The following is a 2927-nucleotide window of genomic DNA, read 5'->3' on the forward strand; positions in this document are numbered from 1 at the left end:
CGTCGTCGGCGGTGCGCAGGACGTGGGCGTCGGCAAGCGACGGGACGGTCCGGGGGATCGCACCGGTGGCCAGGATGATCGGGCCGGACAGTTCCTCGCCGGTGGCTGCGCGGGTCAGGTGGCCCCGCGTGACGACGATCCGGTCCCCGAGATGCAGCGTCACCCCGTCGGGCACGGCGCCGAGCCCGTGGTCGGCGGCCGTGGCGGTGCCGGCCAGCAGCGACTTGGAGACTTCGACCCGGTTGTACGGATGGTGCGCCTCGCCCGCGTGGAGATCGACCGACCAGCCCGCGCGGGCCAGCTGCCGGGCGGCGGCCCAGCCCGCGGGGCCGGCGCCGACGACGTGGGCGTGGCCGGGCACTCAGGCCACCTCGGCCATGTCGAAGTCGGCCTTGGCGGCGCCGCAGTCGGGGCAGGACCAGTCATCGGGGATGTCGTCCCAGCGGGTGCCGGGGGCGAAACCCTCCTCGGGCCAGCCCGCGGCCTCGTCGTAGATGAAGCCGCACTGCAGGCATTCGTAGACCTTGTAGTCCATGGTCGGTTCCTTCGGGGTCGGTCGGGGAGTGGCGGTGGGAGAGTGCGTTTACGCGGCCCGCGCCGCGATCGCCTTCTTCAGCTGCGGCAGCTTCGACGGGCGGACGTTGATTCGCTCCAGGTCACCTTCGGCCTGCGCGATGACGCGTTCGTCCATGACCGCGCGCCAGAACGGCGGGATCATGGCCACGGCGATCATCGCGGCGTAGCCGGAGGGGAGGTTGCCGGCCTCGTCGAAGGACCGCAGCGTCTGGTAGCGGCGCGTCGGGTTGGCGTGGTGATCGGAGTGGCGCTGCAGGTGGTACAGGAAGATGTTGGTGACGATGTGGTCGGCGTTCCACGAGTGGCGCGGCTGGCAGCGCTCGTAGCGGCCGTTGTCCTGCTTCTTGCGCAGCAGGCCGTAGTGCTCGATGTAGTTGACCGCCTCCAGGTAGAGGATGCCGATCGCGCCCTGGAAGATCAGGTACGGCAGGACGATCCAGCCGAAGGCGGCGGTCAGCGCGCCGTAGAGGACCAGGGACATCGCCCAGGCGTTGAGCACGTCGTTGTCCGGGTGCCAGAAGCTGCGCTTCTTGCGGGCGGCGCGCTTCTTCTCCAGCGCGATGGAGTGGAGCAGGCTGCCCCAGGCGCTGCGGAAGACGAACAGGTAGATCGGCTCGCCCCAGCGCGCCGACGCCGGATCCTCGGGCGTGGCGACGCGGACGTGGTGGCCGCGATTGTGCTCGACGTAGAAGTGGCCGTACCAGGTCGGGGCGAGGGTGATCTTCGACAGCCAGCGTTCCAGCTGGTCCTTCTTGTGCCCCAGCTCGTGGGCGGTGTTGATGCCGATGCCCGAGGCGACGCCGGCGGTCAGCGCCAGACCGATGGAATCGAAGACGGTCAGGTCGCCGCGGCCCCACAGGTAGGCGGCCGCGATGAGAGAGCCGAACTGCAGCGGGATGTAGGCGTAGAGCGTCCACTGGTAGTACTTGTCGGCTTCGAGCTTGGCCATGACCTCGTCCGGCGGGTTCGAGCCGTCGTTGCCGATGAAGTAGTCGAGCAGCGGGATGATGATGAACACGACGATCGGCCCGCCCCACCAGGCCCAGTCGATGGCCCAGCCGCTGAACCAGATCCCCAGCAGGGAGCGCAGCCCCCAGGCGAGGAGCACGGCCGCGGCGGGGATGAGCCCGAGCAGCCACAGGTAGCGCTTCGGGTCGGTCCACGAGTACGGGTCGACGACGGCCTCGGCGTCGGGTTCGGCCGCGACGCGGCGCAGGCCCATCGCCTCGGTGCGGGCCCGCCGGCGGCGGACGACATCGGGATTGTGTGTCATGGTTCCTCTCCTGCCTTCAGTGGTGCCGGCATCAAGCGGTGCCGGCGAGCATCCGGTCGGATCCCGGCACTGCCCGCTTATGAGACTCCGTGTCTCATAGCGACATGATGTGTGCTTTGGATCACAAAGTCAACGGATTTTGCGGAATCCGCGAATAAACGGCGTTAGCGCTGAAAATGCAGGTAGGGGCCCAATGTGTGACAATTGATGATGTGTCAACTAGGCTCGGGGCAGTCACTTTCCATGCGGCCGACGGGCCGCGGGACCGGCTCGCGGGATCGTTCCGCGGGGGTCTCCGCGCCATTGCCATCGCCGCATTCACCCCGGCAGGAGCAACCATGAACGTTTCGGACGTGAAGTTCGGGCTCAACACTTTCGGCGACGTCACCGTCGACGCCGCCGGCGCCCCGGTCCATCAGGCGCAGGTGATCCGCGATGTCATCGAGGAAGGCCGGCTCGCCGATCGCGCGGGCATCGACTACTTCGCGGTGGGGGAGCATCACCGCGCCGACTTCGCGGTTTCGGCCCCCGACGTCGTCTTGGCCGGCCTGGCCACGGTCACCGACACGATCCGTTTGGGCACGGCCGTGACCGTGCTGTCCTCGGACGATCCGATCCGGGTCTTCGAGCGCTTTTCGACGATCGACGCCATGTCCGAGGGGCGCGCGGACATCATTCTCGGCCGGGGTTCCTTCATCGAGTCGTTCCCGCTGTTCGGGTTCGACCTGGCCCAGTACGAGGAGCTGTTCTCGGAAAAACTCGACTTGTTCGCGGCGTTGCTGCCGGAGGAGCCCGTCACCTGGTCCGGCGAGCTGCGCCCGCCACTGGAAAACCAGGAGGTCTACCCGCGCACCGAAAACGGCATGACCGCGTGGGTCGCCGTCGGCGGCTCGCCGGAGTCGGTCATCCGCGCGGCCCGGTACAAGATGCCGCTGATGCTCGCGGTCATCGGCGGCAATGCACGCCGGTTCCGGCCCTTCGCGGACCTCTACCGGCAGGCCAACGAGCAGCTCGGCAACGGCGATCTGCCCATCGGGGTCCATTCCCCGGGGTTCGTCGCCGACACCGATGAGGAGGC

The 2927-nt window shown here is 68.3% G+C and carries 4 protein-coding genes; 1 reads left to right on the forward strand and 3 read right to left on the reverse strand.

Annotated features, from left to right (window positions below; genetic code table 11):
• From GX015_RS06645 to GX015_RS06655, 3 genes are all read right to left on the reverse strand, one after another.
• Positions 1-361: FAD-dependent oxidoreductase (locus GX015_RS06645; protein ID WP_291343771.1), on the reverse strand; the 361-nt coding region annotated here is incomplete at its 3' end.
• Entirely contained in the window at positions 362-535 is a 174-nt protein-coding gene (locus GX015_RS06650; RefSeq protein WP_046650273.1) for a rubredoxin, read from the reverse strand. It lies immediately after the preceding gene.
• 48 nt (positions 536-583) lie between these two features.
• Positions 584-1798: an alkane 1-monooxygenase gene (locus GX015_RS06655; protein WP_291343774.1), complete on the reverse strand. Its 1215-nt coding sequence runs from the start codon at positions 1796-1798 to the stop codon at positions 584-586.
• A 389-nt stretch (positions 1799-2187) separates the two neighbouring features.
• On the opposite strand from GX015_RS06655, the gene GX015_RS06660 reads away from it, so the two are divergent.
• Positions 2188-2927 (forward strand): LLM class flavin-dependent oxidoreductase (locus GX015_RS06660; RefSeq protein ID WP_291343773.1); only part of this gene is annotated, 740 nt, incomplete at its 3' end.

It is taken from the genome of Corynebacterium sp. (genome assembly GCF_012837295.1).
GTDB lineage: Bacteria > Actinomycetota > Actinomycetes > Mycobacteriales > Mycobacteriaceae > Corynebacterium.